General features: G+C 57.5%; 1 pseudogene. It reads right to left on the bottom strand.

The window, feature by feature from the left end:
- Positions 1-240: 240 nt before the first annotated feature.
- Positions 241-384, bottom strand: a pseudogene (locus tag F2P45_RS34475) (IS5/IS1182 family transposase); the annotation flags it as partial.
- Positions 385-511 lie beyond the last annotated feature (127 nt).

Genomic DNA, 511 nt, shown 5'->3' with positions numbered 1-511 from the left:
CTGGCGCGCGCCACGTTGCAGCTCAATTGGAAGGTCGCTGCTTACAATTTGCGGCGCCTGGTCTACTTGAAGGAGGCCAGGGTCGAGGCGTTCTGACGCCCGCAGTCCGTCCGGACTGCACAAAATGAGGTTCAGCGCCCATAAAATGGGCGGGAAGCAGCTCGGTCTGACATCAAAAAACGCATCTGCCGGCATCGCGACCGGCGATTACGCGGGATTTACCGGTAATTCGAGGTGCCCAATGGTCCCTTCGCGCATCATCAAGCCCTGCGCTGCGAGATGACCGTTGATCGTCTCAAAGATCATGTGTGTGAGTTCGTGCTTCTCAAGCAGTCGGCGGAATTTCAAGAGCGTCGTCGCGTCCGGAGCCGACTCGCGATTGAGGGGCACCTCGAAAAACCGCCGCAGCCGTGGCATCATAGCGGCTCCACGTTGCTGACCTAATTTCATGATCAAGACGAGTCTGTTTGCCGACCAAGAGCGCGAAGCCAAGCTGAACAAGCTTGGTGAT

Origin of the sequence: Massilia mucilaginosa, from assembly GCF_011682145.1 — a bacterium.
Taxonomy (GTDB): Bacteria; Pseudomonadota; Gammaproteobacteria; order Burkholderiales; family Burkholderiaceae_D; genus Telluria_A; species Telluria_A mucilaginosa.
The sequence above is the reverse complement of the archived record's forward strand: the minus strand, read 5'-3'. Positions and strand labels throughout refer to the sequence as shown.